General features: G+C 73.0%; 12 protein-coding genes, 1 pseudogene and 1 riboswitch. Of the genes and pseudogenes, 9 read left to right on the top strand and 4 right to left on the bottom strand.

Translation table 11 applies throughout. The features are described from left to right. The 3 genes from EAO71_RS11640 to EAO71_RS11630 all read left to right on the top strand — a co-directional run. Positions 1 to 997, top strand: a 997-nt coding sequence (locus EAO71_RS11640) for a cytochrome b (RefSeq protein WP_187282641.1), incomplete at its 5' end; no start/stop codon positions are given. Between the two features lie 121 nt (positions 998 to 1118). Beyond that, on the top strand, positions 1119 to 2183 hold the full coding sequence (gene trpD, locus EAO71_RS11635; protein ID WP_147977658.1) for an anthranilate phosphoribosyltransferase: 1065 nt from the start codon (positions 1119 to 1121) through the stop codon (positions 2181 to 2183). 153 nt (positions 2184 to 2336) lie between these two features. Beyond that, positions 2337 to 2453, top strand: a riboswitch (SAM riboswitch). A 224-nt stretch (positions 2454 to 2677) separates the two neighbouring features. Beyond that, the gene (locus EAO71_RS11630; protein WP_261992097.1) at positions 2678 to 4108 is read left to right on the top strand and encodes an aminotransferase class V-fold PLP-dependent enzyme; all 1431 of its coding nucleotides are present in this window, start codon (positions 2678 to 2680) and stop codon (positions 4106 to 4108) included. Between the two features lie 62 nt (positions 4109 to 4170). On the opposite strand, the gene EAO71_RS11625 is transcribed toward EAO71_RS11630, so the two are convergent. Together EAO71_RS11625 and EAO71_RS11620 are read right to left on the bottom strand one after the other, a co-directional pair. After that, positions 4171 to 4452: an Lrp/AsnC family transcriptional regulator gene (locus EAO71_RS11625; protein WP_147977657.1), complete on the bottom strand. Its 282-nt coding sequence runs from the start codon at positions 4450 to 4452 to the stop codon at positions 4171 to 4173. Then, positions 4449 to 5232 (bottom strand): annotated as a pseudogene (locus tag EAO71_RS11620) (rhomboid family intramembrane serine protease). The gene EAO71_RS11625 and the pseudogene EAO71_RS11620 overlap by 4 nt, the downstream one beginning before the upstream one ends. Positions 5233 to 5427: 195 nt before the next feature. Between EAO71_RS11620 and EAO71_RS11615 the strand changes: the two are divergent. From EAO71_RS11615 to EAO71_RS11595, 5 genes are all read left to right on the top strand, one after another. Continuing rightward, positions 5428 to 5670, top strand: coding sequence for a hypothetical protein (locus tag EAO71_RS11615; protein WP_147977656.1), 243 nt, complete (start codon positions 5428 to 5430; stop codon positions 5668 to 5670). Positions 5671 to 5704: 34 nt separating this feature from the next. After that, positions 5705 to 7069, top strand: coding sequence for an NYN domain-containing protein (locus tag EAO71_RS11610; RefSeq protein ID WP_147977655.1), 1365 nt, complete (start codon positions 5705 to 5707; stop codon positions 7067 to 7069). Between the two features lie 255 nt (positions 7070 to 7324). Further along, a complete protein-coding gene (locus EAO71_RS11605; protein ID WP_147977654.1) occupies positions 7325 to 8353 on the top strand; it encodes a C40 family peptidase in 1029 nt (342 codons plus the stop codon). Between the two features lie 198 nt (positions 8354 to 8551). Then, positions 8552 to 9592 (top strand): C40 family peptidase, encoded by a 1041-nt coding sequence (locus EAO71_RS11600; protein WP_147977653.1) that lies wholly within the window; start codon positions 8552 to 8554, stop codon positions 9590 to 9592. A gap of 64 nt (positions 9593 to 9656) precedes the next feature. Continuing rightward, positions 9657 to 10880, top strand: a complete 1224-nt coding sequence (locus EAO71_RS11595) for a hypothetical protein (RefSeq protein ID WP_147977652.1) — start codon at positions 9657 to 9659, stop codon at positions 10878 to 10880. Between the two features lie 81 nt (positions 10881 to 10961). Here EAO71_RS11595 and EAO71_RS11590 read toward each other — a convergent pair whose 3' ends face one another. Continuing rightward, positions 10962 to 11519 carry a PadR family transcriptional regulator gene (locus tag EAO71_RS11590; RefSeq protein WP_147977651.1) on the bottom strand — a complete coding sequence of 186 codons (558 nt, stop codon included), beginning with the start codon at positions 11517 to 11519 and terminating at the stop codon, positions 10962 to 10964. Between the two features lie 95 nt (positions 11520 to 11614). On the opposite strand from EAO71_RS11590, the gene EAO71_RS11585 reads away from it, so the two are divergent. Beyond that, positions 11615 to 12940, top strand: coding sequence for an MATE family efflux transporter (locus tag EAO71_RS11585; RefSeq protein WP_147977650.1), 1326 nt, complete (start codon positions 11615 to 11617; stop codon positions 12938 to 12940). Here the strand turns inward: EAO71_RS11585 and EAO71_RS11580 are convergent. After that, on the bottom strand, positions 12904 to 14109 hold the full coding sequence (locus tag EAO71_RS11580; protein WP_261992224.1) for a glycosyltransferase family 87 protein: 1206 nt from the start codon (positions 14107 to 14109) through the stop codon (positions 12904 to 12906). The two genes, EAO71_RS11585 and EAO71_RS11580, sit on opposite strands and share 37 nt — an antisense overlap. Positions 14110 to 14132 lie beyond the last annotated feature (23 nt).

Genomic DNA, 14132 nt, shown 5'->3' with positions numbered 1-14132 from the left:
GTTCTACTCGGCCCACATCCTGCTGCTGCCCGGCATCATGCTGGGTCTGGTGGTCGCCCACCTGATCCTGGTCTTCTACCACAAGCACACGCAGTTCGAGGGCCCCGGCCGGACGAACAAGAACGTCGTGGGCATGCCGCTGCTGCCGGTCTACATGGCCAAGGCCGGAGGCTTCTTCTTCCTGGTCTTCGGTGTCATCTCGGTCGTCGCGGCGATCGCCTCGATCAACCCGATCTGGGCGATCGGCCCGTACCGGCCGGACCAGGTGTCCACCGGCGCCCAGCCCGACTGGTACATGGGCTTCGCCGAGGGTCTGATCCGTGTCATGCCGGGCTGGGAGATCAACCTCTGGGGCCACACGCTGGTCCTGGGCGTGATGATCCCGCTGGCGATCTTCCCGGCGGTCCTGGCGGCCATCGCGGTCTACCCGTTCATCGAGTCCTGGATCACGGGCGACAAGCGCGAGCACCACATCGCGCAGCGCCCGCGCAACGCTCCGACGCGCACTGCCTTCGGTGTCGCCTGGATCACCGCGTACATGGTCATGCTCATCGGTGGTGGAAACGACCTCTGGGCCACCCACTTCCACCTGTCGCTGAACTCGATCACCTGGTTCGTCCGGATCTTCTTCTTCGTCGGACCGATCATCGCGTTCGTCGTCACCAAGCGGATCTGCCTCGGCCTCCAGCGCCGGGACAAGGACAAGGTGCTGCACGGACGCGAGTCCGGCATCATCAAGCGCCTGCCGCACGGTGAGTTCGTCGAGGTCCACCAGCCGCTCAGCCAGGGCGAGCTGTACCGCCTCACGGCGCACGAGCAGAACCAGCCGGCCGAGCTCGGCCCGCTGGTCGACGAGAACGGTGTGGAGCGCAAGGTCGGCGCCATCGAGAAGCTCCGGGTCAAGCTCAACCGGAGCTACTACGGCGAGGACAGCCAGATCGCCAAGCCCACCGCCGAGGAGTACAAGGAGATCACCAGCGGCCACGGCCACCACTGATCACCTGACCTGAGGGTCGCCACGGCAGGAGCCCCGTCCATTCGATGGACGGGGCTCTTTGCCGTGCCGCCGGCTCGATAGGGTGGGATCACCACAGACACGCGTCGAACCTGGAGCTGCCATGAGCGCTGTGACCCCCGCTGGAGGACCGACCACGGCGGGCCGCTCCTGGCCGGCCGTGCTGAACACCCTGCTGGACGGCGGCGACCTCGGCACCGAGGACTCGGCCTGGGCGATGGACCGCATCATGAGCGGCGAGGCCACCGACGTGCAGATCGCCGGCTTCGCGGTCGCGCTGCGCGCCAAGGGCGAGACCGTCGAGGAGATCACCGGCCTCGTCCGCACGATGTACGCGCACGCCAACACCATCGAGGTGCCCGGCCGCACCGTGGACATCGTCGGCACCGGCGGCGACGGCGCGAAGACGGTCAACATCTCCACCATGTCGGCGATCGTGGTGGCCGGTACCGGGGCCAAGGTCGTCAAGCACGGCAACCGGGCGGCCTCCTCCGCCTCGGGCGCCTCCGACGTCCTGGAGAAGCTCGGCGTCAACCTGGAGCTCACCCCGCGGCGGGTGGCCGAGGTCGCGGAGGAGGCCGGCATCACGTTCTGCTTCGCGGTGAAGTTCCACCCGGCGCTGCGTCACGTCGCCACCGCCCGCGGCCAGCTCGGCGTGCGCACCGTCTTCAACTTCCTCGGCCCGCTCACCAACCCGGCCCGGGTCAGGTCCCAGGCCACCGGCGTGGCCGACGCCCGGATGGCCCCGATCATGGCGGGCGTACTCGCCGAGCGCGGCTCCTCGGCCCTGGTCTTCCGCGGCGACGACGGCCTCGACGAGCTCACCACCACGGCCACCTCCCGGGTGTGGGTGGTCCGGGACGGCGCGGTGCGCGAGGAGGCCTTCGACCCGCGGGACGTCGGCATCGAGCTGGTGCCGGTGGAGGCGCTGCGCGGCGCCGACGCCTCCTTCAACGCGGACGTGGCCCGCCGGCTGCTGGCGGGCGAGACCGGCCCGGTACGGGACGCGGTGCTGCTCAACTCGGCCGCCGCGCTCACGGCGCTCGACCCCGGCACGGGCACGCTGACGGAGCAGCTCGCGTCGGGCATCGCGAAGGCGGCGGAGTCGATCGACTCCGGCGCGGCGCGGCAGGCCCTGGAGCGCTGGGTCGCGGCCAGCAACGCGTAGGGAGCGTCTCGCCGGTCCTGCCGGGCTCGGCGCGGATCGACAGGACACCCCCTGGGAACGACCGATGGGGCCCCGCAGCGGCGGGGTCCTTTCGTGTCCCGGGATCCGGACACGGGTTGCGCCGGAGCGATCACGTGGCATAACTTCGGAGCAGGTCATGAGTGACAGCGTTCAGGCCCCGGCTTGCTGTCCGGCAACCCTCCGTCCGTGGCGGGGTGCCCCGGGTGAAGACCAGGCCGTGGACAGCAAGGTCCGCGGCAAGCGCGGACCCCTGCGGAACCCTGGGGTCCTTGGTCCTCGAGGGAGCAGTCTCGTGAGCAAGCGAATGTGCTAGGGCCTCCGGCCCTCCTTCTTTCCCTCCATGCGGCCCTCCGTGCCGTCTGTCGAGGCAACTCCCGTACGCGGCACCCTTCTTCGTCGTGCCCTGCGGGCTTCTCACGTCACCATCCCCTCCTCGTCCGAGGGGACACCCCGTCCCGCAGGGAGACTTCGCCATGTCCGCGTGCCCGAACGCCGCCACCGCTTCCGTCACCGCCACCGTGCCCGCCGCGGCCGGCGAGCCCGTCACCGCCGCCGACTCCGCCGACCCCTGCTGCGCGGCCCCGCTCCCGGTGCTCGGCCGGGACGTCACCGTCCCCCTGGTGACCGGCGGCGAGGTCAGCTACGCCGCGCTCGACTACGCGGCCAGCGCCCCGGCGCTCCAGCGGGTCTGGGACGACGTCGCCGCGTACGCCCCCTACTACGGCAGCGTCCACCGGGGCGCCGGCTACCTCTCGCAGCTGTCCACCGACCTCTTCGAGAACAGCCGGGTCACCGTCGCCGAGTTCCTGGACTGCCGCCCCGACGACCAGGTCGTCTTCACCCGCTCCACCACCGACTCGCTGAACCTGCTGGCCGCCGTGGTCCCGGCCGACTGCCAGGTCTTCGTCTTCGAGACCGAGCACCACGCCTCGCTGCTGCCCTGGAAGGACGCCCAGGTCAGCTACCTCAACGCGCCGCGCACGCCCGCCCAGGCCGTCGAGATCCTGGAGCAGGCCCTGGCCGCCCGCGAGCCGCACGGTCCGGCGCTGGTCTGCGTGACCGGCGCGTCCAACGTCACCGGCGAACTGTGGCCGGTCAAGGAGCTCGCCGCCGCCGCGCACGCCCACGGCGCCCGGATCGTCCTCGACGCCGCCCAGCTCGCGCCCCACCACCCCGTCTCCGTCCGGGAGTCGGACGTCGACTGGGTGGCCTTCTCCGGCCACAAGCTGTACGCCCCCTTCGGCTCCGGTGTCCTCGCCGGACGTGCCGACTGGCTCCAGGAGGCCGAGCCGTACCTTGCGGGCGGCGGCGCCTCCCGCAAGGTGGCCCGGCGCGCCGACGGGGGAGTGGACGTCGAGTGGCACACCACCGCCGCCCGCCACGAGGCCGGATCCCCGAACGTCATCGGCGTCTACTCGATCGCCTCCGCCTGCAAGGCGCTGACCGAAGCCGGCTTCGACGCCCTGGTCGCCCGCGAGCAGCACCTGATCGCCACGGTGCGCGCGGGCCTGGCCGAGGTGCCCGAGGTCAGGGTGCTCTCGCTGTTCGGCGACGACGCCCCGCGCGTCGGCGTCATCTCCTTCGTGGTGGAGGGCTGGAACAGCTCCCACTTCGCCGCCGCGCTCTCCGCCGAGTACGGCATCGGTGTCCGCGACGGTCTCTTCTGCGCCCACCCGCTGGTGCGGACCCTGCTGGGCAGCGACCCGCAGGACGTCGGCGAGTGCGGCGCCCCGGAGGCCGAGCCGGGCGAGCGGTCGCTGAACGCGATCCGGGTCAGCTTCGGCGCCGGTACGCCGGACGAGCACGTGGAGCGCTTCGTCGGCGCCGTCCGGGAGCTCGTCCGCGACGGCGCGCAGTGGAAGTACCGCACCGAGGACGGCCGCTGCGTGCCGGACCGCGGCTGACCACCCACTCGTACGAGTGAAGGGGGCCTCCCACGGGAGGCCCCCTTCACTCGTGACGGCTGCTACGACTCCAGGCCGATGGCGAAGGCCGCTTCCAGGTCGTGCTGGGAGTACGTACGGAACGCGACGTGCGTGTCCGTGGCCTCGACGCCGGGGATCTTGCTGATGCGACCCGGGATGACGTCCGCCAGGTCGTCGTGCTTCGGCACGCGCACCATGGCGATCAGGTCGTAGGTACCGGTGACCGAGAAGACCTCGCTGACGCTGTCGAGCGAGGCGATCGACTCCGCGATCTCGGGGATGCGGTCCACGCTGGTCTTGATGAGCACGATCGCGGTGATCACGGCTGGCTTACTCCCTCGGTCGCCGCGGGTGGGGCCTTCACTCTAGCCCGCCCGGCTTCCGTCGCCGTCGCGCCGGGGAAGCACCCCGCGGCCGCCCCGCCGGCGGTACCGGCCCCAGGCGTAGAGGAAGCCCACGGCGAAGCCGACCACGTGCGCCAGATAGGCGACCCCGGGCCCCGCCCCGGCCGCCCGGGCGGCCAGCCACTGCAGCACGAACCAGAAGACCAGCACGATCCAGGCGGGGAAGCGCAGCGGCAGGAAGAGGAGGAAAGGGAAGAGGCTGGTGACCCGGGAGCGGGGGAAGAGGTAGAGGAACGCCCCGAGCACCCCCGAGATCGCCCCCGACGCCCCGACCAGGGTCTGCTCGCTGCTCGCGTAGGCCGCGGCGTAGCCGAGCAGGGCGAGGTAGCCGCAGGCGAGGTAGAAGAGCAGGAACGGCACCGGCCCCATCCGCTCCTCGGCCATCGCGCCGAAGACGTAGAGGAACAGCATGTTCCCGAGCAGATGCAGCCAGCTGCCGTGGACGAACAGTGCCGTGAGGGGGGTCAGCAGGGCGCGCGGCTCGCTGTCCATCAGCTCCGCCGGCACCACTCCCCAGCGGTGGAAGTACGCGCTCTGGGCGATCAGGGACGCGTCCGCGGTGCCGTGCGCCGGGACCAGCCCGGAGACCGGGCTGATCAGGAACGCGAGGCAGCAGGCGGCGATCAGGCCGTACGTCACCGTCGGTCCGTTCCGCGTGCCGCGCCAGGCGCCGAGGGCCGCTCCCCGCCAGTCGATCATGGACAGATCATGACGTACCGGGGGCGACCTGGGCAGAGCGCCTCGCCGGGGCGCGCGGTACCGGCCCGTGCGCCGTGCTCCGCCCGAGCAGGGCGTACCCCGATGGCCGTAGGGTACGGGCATCACATCCGCAGTTCGACGGCGCACCGCGGCTCCCGCACCTGGTATCACGCACCAAGAAACGAGGACGGCACGATGACGGCGATTCCCCAGCCGACCGCCGAGACCCGCTGGCGCTGCACACTCTGCGGCAATCTGACCCGCTTCGACGTGACCCGCTCCTCCAAGGTCGTCGAGTACATCCATCTGGACCTTGCCGGGGAGCCCAAGGTGGAGGAGCGCGAGGTGGTCAGTGAGACCATCGAGTCGGTCCGCTGTCGCTGGTGCAACGCGGTGGACCAGATCGAGCTGGTGGACAGGCCGGGCAGCGCGTCCTGACGGAGCGCTGCGAATGACAGTGGGGTGACGGATCGTGGAGCAGCCCACGCGTGGTGACGAACCGGCCGGCGCGGCGGACGACGCCGCCGAGGCGCTCGACCGGCCGCTGCCGGACGGCGTGCGGCGCAAGGTCGTCGCGCTGGTCGCCGACGCCTTCGGCGGGCTGACCGTCGCGGAGCTGCCCGCGCCTCTGCGGCAGTACGCGCGCTTCACCTCGAGCCGGCGGGCCAAGTTCGCCGGCAACGCGATGGCCGCGGCCCTGGAGAGCGACCCGCTCTTCCGGCAGCGTATCGGCGAGCGTTTCAAGGACGCCCAGCCCGAGCTGGCCGGTGCGGTCGAGTCCGGTGCCCCGCCGGCCGCCGCCGACCCCGTCGACGTCGCCGCGGCGGCCTACGTCCTGCGCCCGGCGGGCTGGGTCAAGCTGGTCGCCGCCGCCGGCGAGGAGGCTCAGCGCGCGGACGCCGAGCGGGCCGACGAGGCCGGGCGGCGCGAGCTGGAGCGGCTGCGCGAGGAGGTCGCGCACGCCAAGGAGCGCGGCCGGAGCGAGACCGAGCAGCTGCGCCACGACCTGGAGACGACCCGCAAGGAAGCGGAATCGCTTCACCGCAAGCTGCGCAGTGCCCAGAGCGACGTGAAGCGCGGCGAGGCCGCCCTGCGCCGCGCCCAGGCCGAGATCGACACCGTCAAGGCGGAGGCCGCGGCCCAGGTCTCGGCCGCCGAGAGCGAGAGCCGCCGGCTCAAGTCGCGGCTCGGCGAGGTGGAGGCGGCGCTGGAGGCGAGCCGCCGGGCCGCCCGTGAGGGGCGCTCGGTCGAGGACATGCGCCTGCGACTGCTGCTGGACACCGTCCTGGAATCGGCGCAGGGGCTGCGCCGCGAACTGGCCCTGCCGCCCGCCTCCATGCATCCCGCCGACACCGTCGACGCGGTGGAGCCCGGCCGGATGTCGCCGAAGGACATCGCGGCCCGCGCCCTCTCGGAGACCGACCCGGCGCTCCTCGACCAGCTGCTCGAACTGCCGCAGGCGCACCTGGTCGTGGACGGCTACAACGTCACCAAGACCGGATATCCGACCATGCCGCTGGAGAAGCAGCGGCTGCGCCTGCTCGGCGGGCTCTCCGCGCTCGCCGCCCGCTCGGGCGCCGAGATCACCTGTGTCTTCGACGGGGCCGAACTGGCGGCCCCGGTGCTGCTCGCGCCGCCGCGCGGGGTGCGGGTGCTGTTCTCGAAGCCGGGTGTCACCGCCGACGAGCTGATCCGCCAGCTGGTGCGTGCCGAGCCGCCGGGCCGTCCCGTCGTGGTGGTCTCCACCGACCGCGAAGTCGCCGACGGAGTCGCGAAGTCCGGAGCCCGGCCGGTCGCGTCCGCCTTGTTGCTGAAGCGCCTTTCGCGCGTCTCGTGACTTCTCGTAACTCCTGGGGCTAATGCCCGAATTCTGGAGGGCGCATCGTCAAGTGGCCATTACTGCCCGTGCGGTGTCTGTAAATAATGTGCTGCGTGAGCGAGATTTTGCCCCTGAGGATTTGAACTGATCACAACTAGGTCACTAGGGTCAGGCCTCGAACCTTCGCGCGGTTGATCATCTATCGGGGATGGCAGCGGAGGAACCGCCTGCCGCAGCCTGGTTGGCGGCTCGAGGAAGAAGGAGATCGCCTTCGTGGCGTCCCACCGTCGTCCCAAGCAGCCGAGCCGCACCCGTGTGACCGTGCTCACCGTGACCGCCGCTGCCGCTGTCGCGCTCACCGCCCAGTCCGGCGCCCAGGCGGCTCCGAAGCCGAAGATCGACGACGTGAAGTCGAAGGTCGACAAGCTGCACCACGAGGCCGAGGAGGCCACGGAGCAGTACAACCTCGCCGAGGAGCGCCGCGGCAAGCTGCAGAAGGAGATCGGGGCTCTCCAGGACAAGGTGGCCCGCGGTCAGCAGGAGCTCAACACCCTGCGCGACAACATCGGTTCGGTCGCCAGCGCGCAGTACCGCTCCGGTGGCATCGACCCGGCGATCCAGCTCTTCCTCTCCTCCGACCCGGACACCTACCTCGACAAGGCGTCCGCGATCGACCAGCTCGGCGCCAAGCAGGCCGACGTGCTCCAGTCGATCCAGGCCAAGCAGCGCACCCTCGCCCAGCAGCGGGCCGAGGCGACGACGAAGCTCGCCGACCTCGAGGACGTCCGCAAGACCCTCGGCGAGAAGAAGAAGGCCTACCAGGGCAAGCTCGCCGACGCGCAGAAGCTGCTCAACTCGCTGACCGCCGCCGAGCGCGCCAAGATCCAGCAGGACGAGCTGCGTGCCAGCCGCGCCGCCGGCGACCGGGTCGACCTCGGCAACGAGGTGCCCGCCTCGCAGCGTGGCGCCGCCGCGCTCAGCGCCGCCGCCACCCAGATCGGCAAGCCGTACGTCTCCGGCGCCGAGGGCCCCAACTCGTACGACTGCTCGGGTCTGACGCAGTGGGCCTACCGCCAGGCCGGCGTGTCGCTCACCCGCACCACGTACACCCAGCAGAACGACGGTGTGAAGATCGGCCGCAGCCAGCTCAAGCCGGGCGACCTGGTCTTCTTCAACAACCTGTCCCACGTGGCCCTGTACGCGGGCAACAACACGATCCTGCACGCCCCCAAGCCGGGCGCCTCGGTCCGCTACGAGTCGATGAGCTACATGGGCACGTTCCAGTTCGGTGTGCGCGTCTGACGCCTCCGACATCGTCGTGCGGAGCCCCTCCGGGAGCCTCCGACACGACGCCCAATCGGGTGGTTCGTCGCGTTCGCGACTGACCTGACGCCCCGCCGGTGACCTGTGGTCTCCGGCGGGGCGTCACTTTGTGTGCCCGGCGCCTTCGTTGGAGCGGGGTGGATCTCGGGCTACTGTCTGCCGCGCCAGTCTGCGTAGATGCCGAACGGAGCGCGATACGTGGCGTCCCACCGACGACCCGTGAGGGTCACCGTCCTGACCGCCGCCGCGGCGGCGACCGCTGCCACGGCCCTCGGCGCCGTACCCGCGAGCGCCGACCCGAGCGGTACCCCGGCCGCCGGCCGGGCCGCCGTCGACCGTCTCTTCGAGGAGGCCGAACGGGCCACCGAGGGCTACAACAAGGCCGACGAGCGGRCGGACGCCCTGCGCAGGACGGTCTCCCGGGCCCAGGACAGCGTGGCGCGCGGCCAGGAGCGGATCAACCTCATGCGGGGCTCGCTCGGCATGGTCGCCGGCGCGCAGTACCGCTCCGGCGGCATCGACCCGGCCCTCGCCCTGCTGCTGTCGGCCGATCCCGACTCCTACCTGGAGCGGGCCTCGGTGCTCGACCGGGTCACCGCCCGGCAGGGCGCGGACCTCGGCCGGCTCCGGCACGAGCAGCGGCGGCTGCACCAGCAGCGGACGGAGGCGACCCGGCTGCTGGCGGAGCTGGAGCGCAGCCGGACCCAGGTCGCCCGGCACAAGCGCACGGTCGAGCGGAAGCTCGCCGAGGCCCGGCGGGTGCTGCAGTCCCTGAGCGGGCCGGAGCGCGCGGACTTCGACCGCTCCGCGCGCGCCTCGCGGTCCGGTCGCGAGGAGTCCCTGCCGCCGCTCGCCGACCTCGGCCCGGCCTCGGGGCGGGCCGCGGCCGCGGTGATCGCCGCGCGCAGCGCGATCGGCAAGCCCTACGTCTGGGGCGCGACGGGACCGTCCGCCTTCGACTGCTCCGGGCTGATGGTCTGGTCGTACCGGCAGGCCGGCATCAGTCTGCCGCGGACCTCCTCGGCGCAGCGGTACGCGGGACGGCAGGTGCCGCTCGCGCAGGCGCAGCCCGGCGACCTGGTCACGTACCGCAGCGACGCCAGCCACGTGGCCATCTACGCGGGCAACGGGCAGGTGATCCACGCCCCGTACCCCGGGGCGCGGGTGCGCTACGACCCGGTCGGGATGATGTCGCACGCGACGGTGACCCGGGTCTGACCGGCTGCCGGGCCGTCCGTCCGCTCGTACGCCCGCCCGGGTGCCTGCCCGTACGATCGAAGGCGTGGCAGGTCAGGGGTGCGGAACGGTGCGACGGGCGGCGGCCTGTCTGCTGGTGACCCTGCTGGCCCTGGCCGGATGCGTCGCCCCCGGATCCGGGGGCGCGACCGATCCGGCGTCCCGGGAGATCCAGAGCCTGCTCGACCGGCACGCCCGCGCGCTGCTCGCCCGGGACGAGGCGGCCTTCGTCGCCGGGGTCGATCCGGCGCGCGCGCCCACCGCCCTGAAGGAGTTCGACCGGCTCGCCGAGGTGCCGCTCGGCACCTGGGGCTACCGGGTGACCGACGTGGACCGGGCGGACGGCGGCCGGGCGACCGCCCGGACCGAACTCAGCTACCGGATCAGCGGCTACGACACCGGGCCCGTCACCACCGAGCGGGTGCTCGACCTGACCGAGCGGGACGGCCGCTGGTACGTCACCGCGGACCGGCCCGGCAAGGGCGCCACCCAGCAGCTCTGGCAGCAGGGGGACGTGGACGCGGTCCGGGGCGGACGCAGCCTCGTCCTCGGCGTCGGACAGCCGCGCGAGCGGCTGGCGGAGATCGCGGCGGCCGCGGACCGGGCGGTCCCCGCGGTCTCCGCGGCCTGGCCGGTGCCGTGGGCGGGCCGGGTGGTCGTCCTCGTCCCGGCCTCTCTGGAGGGGATGGGCGGACTGCTCGGAGCGCCGGGCGCCTCGTACCGGGGGATCGCCGCCGTCACCACGGGCGAGGTCGGCGGTGGTCCGGACGCGCCCGCGGACCGGGTGATCGTGAACCCCGACGCGTACGGGGTGCTCGGCGGCTTCGGCCGGCAGGTGGTCCTCACCCACGAGACCACGCACGTGGCCACCCGCGCGCACACCTCGGCGGCCACCCCGGTCTGGCTCTCGGAGGGCTTCGCGGACTGGGCGGCCTACCGGGGCACCGGGCGCACCGCCGCCCAGGCCGCGCCGGAACTGCGGCGCGCGGTCCGGGCCGGCGACACCCCGGCACGGCTCCCCGAGGACGGGGAGTTCGCCTTCGGCGGGGACGCGGAGGCGCTGGCCCGCGCCTACGAGAGCGGCTGGCTGGCCTGCGAGCTGATCGCCGGCCGCTGGGGCGAGAAGGCCCTGACCGACTTCTACCGCGCGGTGGGCGGGCATCCCGGCCGGGACGGCGCCGTGGAGAAGGCCCTGCGGGACGTGCTGGACACCACCCCGGAGGACTTCACCGCGACCTGGCGCGCCTACCTCGCGCGACGTCTGGCCTGAGCGCCGGGACCGGTCCGACCGCCGCGCTCGCGCTCCGGAGCCCCGGCGGGGGCCCGGGCGCCGGGAAGCGGCCGGGTGCGCTCAGGGAGCCCCGGGGGAGTCCTGGCCGGCGCTCGCGGCCTCCAGCTCGGCCAGCGCCTCCGCGAGCCATTCCTTCTCCGCGGTGCCGGTCGCCCGGGCGATCCGGAGCATGCCCCGGCGGAAGAGGTCCGGCTCGTCCTCCGCGCGCACCGGCGCGCCGCCCTCGTAGAAGAAGCTCGCGGGCGTGTGGAGGAAGACCTGGCGGCGGCGCAGCACCGCGGCCCGCTCGGCGGGATCGGGGAGCAGGCTCAGGAAGGCGAGCAGGGTGAAGAAGCGCTGGCCGTCGGTGATGTCGGCCTCCTTGGGCTCGCGCAGGCGGGCGAGCAGCTCCGCACGGCCTTCCGGTGTGAGCGACAGCGTCCGGCGCGGTGCCGCGCCGGTGCCCGGCTCCGTACGGCGCTCCAGCAGCCCGGCCTTCACCATGCGGGTGATCGCCGGATAGAGGGCGCCGTCGCTGACGGGGCGCACGTGGCCGCTGAGCCCTTGGATGCGGTCCTTCAGCTCGTACCCGTGCAGCGGCCTGTCGTGCAGAAAGCCGAGGATCGACAGCTCCAGCATCCGGCCCCTCCTTATCGCTTGTCCCGGACGTCGTCTCCATGCTACCTCTTTTCGAGGTGCCTCGAATCGAGGTACAACGAAACGAGGGGGCAGGCATGACGATCCGGCACCGGCACACCCTGGTCCGGCTGGCGTACCCGGTCTACGGCGAACTCCTCGCCGGGGTCGCCGCCGGGATCATCTCCATGGTCTGGGTCGCCCGGCTCGGCGGGGACGCGGTCGCCGCCGTCGCCGTCGCGACCAACGTCGAGAACGTCCTCCTCGGCGTCGTGCTCATGGCGGCCTCCGGCACCACCGTCCTCGTCGCCCGCGCCCGCGGTGCCGGGGACCCCGGCGCCGTACGGGCCGCCGTCCGCGGCGGCTGGGCGCTCGCCGCCCTGCTCGTCCCGCCGGTCACCGTCGGCGGCTTCCTGCTGCGCGAACCCCTCGCCCGGCTCGTCCTCGGCGGCGACGGCGCCTCCGCTCTCGCCCTGGCCACCGCCTACTTCGCGATCTCCCTGCCGGGCATGGCCGTCTTCTTCGCCACCACCGTCCTCGACGGCATCCTCAAGGGGGCCGGCGACACCCGCACCCCGATGCGGCTCGCCTTCCTCGCCAACGGCCTGATCCTCGTCCTCGACCCGCTGCTCATCCACGCCCACGGAGTGCCGGGCGCCGCCCTCGCGACCGTCCTGGGCCGTTCCGCCGCCCTCGGCGTGGGCCTGTGGGTGCTGCGCCGCAACCCCCTCCTGCGCGCGGCACGGGCCGCCCGCCCCGCCGAGGGCACCGTCGCCGCCCTGCGGCGCACCGTCGCCACCGGGCTGCCGATGTCGGTCGACTTCGTCGTCCGGATGACCGGGACCCTCGCCCTCGTCGCCGTGGTCGCGCGCCTCGGCGTCACCCAGGTCGCCGCGTACGGCATCGCCACCAAGGCCATGTACGTCGCGACCATGGCCTTCTACTCCGTCCGCCAGGCGGCCGCCATCCACACGGCGCACCTGCTCGGAGCGGGCGTGGACGAGCGCGCGGCCGTCGGCCGGCAGGCCCTCGTCCTCGGCGGGGTCCTCGGCAGCGCCGCCGCCTGCCTGCTGTTCCTCACCGCCGACCTCGTGATGCGCGGCTTCGGGGCGTCCCCCGACGTGGCGGGCGCCGGCGCCCTCTTCCTGCGCTGCCTGGGGCCCTATCTCGTGCTGATGGCCGGGTTCATCGCGCTCGCGGGGGTCTTCGAGGGCAGCGGCGGCAGCCCGCTGCTCGCCAGGATCACGGTCGCGGGCGTGCTCGCCCAGCTCCCGCTGGCGTACGCGCTCTCCGGGTTCGGGCTGCCGGGCGTGACACTGGCGATGGGGCTGGCGATGGCCGGGCAGTGCGCGGCCCTCGGCCTGCTGCACCGCCGCACGCCCGCCCCTCAGGCGACCGGCAGGGTCCTCGAGCGGTCACGCTGAGCCGGCACCGACGCCGGCGTGAGACGCGGCTCCGTCACCGTCTGGTGCCACAGGACGCGGCAGGCGGAGAGGGTGGCGGCGACGAGCAGGCCGTTGCGCACGAGCAGCAGGGCGATGCCCAGCGGATCGCTGTGCGACACGTGCGAGAACCACACGGGGAACTCGAACTGCGTGACGGCGGTGGCCCACACCACCAGGTGGACCGGCCGGCGCATCCGGCTCGTCCGGTGGACCAGGCACACCGCGGCCAGGCCGACCAGCCAGATCATGTACTGCGGGCTGATCACCCGGCTCGTCGTGGTGAACAGCAGCACCGCGACGAAGGCCGCGTCCGCCGGGGTCGTCGTCGAGAACGCGCGCGCCCGTATGCGCCACAGCAGCAGCCAGGCGAAGGCCGCGACCGTCAGCACCATCGCGGCGGAGGTGACGGTGGAGACGTACGGGCCCAGGAACTCCACCGAGCCGTAGTTCAGCCGGGCCTCGCCCTCCCAGCCGAAGTGCCGGGCCACGTGGAAGACGAGCGAGCCCAGCGACTCGACCTCCGTGCCCCGGTCGCGCTGGAAGGTCAGGAACGCCAGCGCCCCCGGCGCCGCGAGCGTGCACAGGAGCAGCACCCCCGCCGCCGCGCCCGCCGCCGTCGACCAGGAGCGGAAGGTGGCGCGGCCGCGGGGGGTGCCCGCGAGGAGCAGCGCGGGCCAGACCTTCAGGGTCGCGCCGAAGCCGGCCAGGGCGCCCATCAGCCGCGGGTGGCGCAGCCCGGCGAGCAGCGCGGCGACGGCCACCGCCGTGACCATCAGGTCGTACCGCGCGTACGCGGTCGGGCCGAGCAGCGGGACGCCCGCCACCCAGATCCAGGCACCGCGCTGGGAACGCCCCGGCCGCCGGCCGGTGTACCGCAGCAGCCCGAAGACGAACGCGTCGCACAGGAAGGCGAGGACGAAGAAGGCGGCGGAGTAGCCCAGGAACGGCAGCAGCGCGGGGGAGAGGATCGCCAGGGCGGCGGCCGGCGGGTACTGCCAGGTGACGTCGTCCAGCGGGTACGTGCCGGTTCTCAGGACCTCGAACCAGCCCTGGTAGATCTGCTCGACGTCACTGGTGACGTCAGGGCCGGGGACCGTGACGACCTTGAAGACGCAGAGGAGCAGGACGATCCGGGTGACGCTCCACAGCGTGACGGGGTGGCGCAGGAGCG

The organism is Streptomyces sp. MS191 (genome assembly GCF_008042125.1).
In the GTDB taxonomy this organism is placed as follows: Bacteria; Actinomycetota; Actinomycetes; order Streptomycetales; family Streptomycetaceae; genus Streptomyces.
This window is presented reverse-complemented; position numbering and strand designations above follow the sequence as displayed.